The 1,237-nt window shown below is 36.9% G+C and carries 1 protein-coding gene and 1 pseudogene; both read left to right on the top strand.

From position 1 onward, the window contains the following. The coding region (locus tag ACFIQC_RS09855) for a hypothetical protein (RefSeq protein ID WP_375707136.1) at positions 1–259 on the top strand (259 nt) is incomplete at its 5' end. A 3-nt stretch (positions 260–262) separates the two neighbouring features. Next, positions 263–840, top strand: a pseudogene (locus ACFIQC_RS09850) (hypothetical protein). Positions 841–1,237 lie beyond the last annotated feature (397 nt).

Genomic DNA, 1,237 nt, shown 5'->3' with positions numbered 1-1,237 from the left:
TGAAACTTCAACTCCCAATAATCCATTTGTTGAAGTTTCCAATCAAGTCTACGCACGTCTCAAGCGCGCCAATGCTGTAAAACCTTTTATTGGAGTCAAAACAACAGAAAAACCTGAAAAGACAGTTGAACAAATTAAGCAAATAGAACAAGAAGCCGTACAAACATCAACTGAATCAGCAGCCGAAGAAATTCCACCCGAAAAACCAAAAGCTTCTAAAGTTTCCAAGTCATTAACACCTACCCCCAAAAAGGCTTAGATGTTGAAGTTAATCATCTACCCAAAATGGTATCTTCAACAGGTGAAGGAAGCCTTCACCAGTCTTCAAGCACCACGCCTTAATTGGGCTGTGCGTAATGCTCTAAACACCGCAGTAAAACAGTCGAACGCTTTGCAGAAAAACAAATTGCCGATGTTACATCTGTCCAATCAAAGCGTGTCAAAAAAGGCGTTTATATTAAAGAAAAGGCGACAGCAAGGTTTCTCGAGACAGATATCATTGGTTCTGTAACACCGATACCTCTTAAATTTTTTTAAGTAAACGAAACAAAACGCGGCGTAACTTACACACTGTTTGGAAAGAAAGAAATCTTACCCCATGGTTTTATCAAGGGAGGCAGTTTTCCAAAGCGTGTTGAATTGAAAATGGGAGGGAATGTGTTTCAAAGAGCAGATGGAGATCAATTCCCCATTACAAAACAAGAAGGACCTTCAATTGCTAAAGTGATGTCCAAGCCAGAGATTGCAAGTGCTATTGCACAATATGCCAATGAAAGATTAACTGAAAACATACAGAGACAACTTAAACGTCAAGAATATGCTGCTAATAAGAAAGGCTAGATTATGTTCTTAAACTTTATCTATATATTCCATATCCTTATGAGTTTATGCATTACACACTTTGATTGCAATTTTAAAAACAGATTATCACTTATGCTTTGTTTTTCCATAAAAAAGTTAATAAAATCAATGTAAAAGGCACTTCCCAGCGGGTTGGCTTCGTTGCGGGTCAAGCTAGAGCGAACTATCGCTAGCGACAGAATTTTTAATTTGACTGTACATTGTACACTTAACTCATTGATAAATAACAATTTCAATATGTACACTGTACAGTATGTGAAACGTTTTCTTAGCAAAAAGTAATTTTTGTTGCTGGACAATTCTATAGTAATAGGTATTTTCGAATCAGGTGCCTAGAAAACACCTTAAACACATAGCGGATTAGTTGCCGAAATAA

Origin of the sequence: Bartonella sp. AA126HLJHH, assembly GCF_042197425.1 — a bacterium.
GTDB lineage: Bacteria > Pseudomonadota > Alphaproteobacteria > Rhizobiales > Rhizobiaceae > Bartonella.
This window is presented reverse-complemented; position numbering and strand designations above follow the sequence as displayed.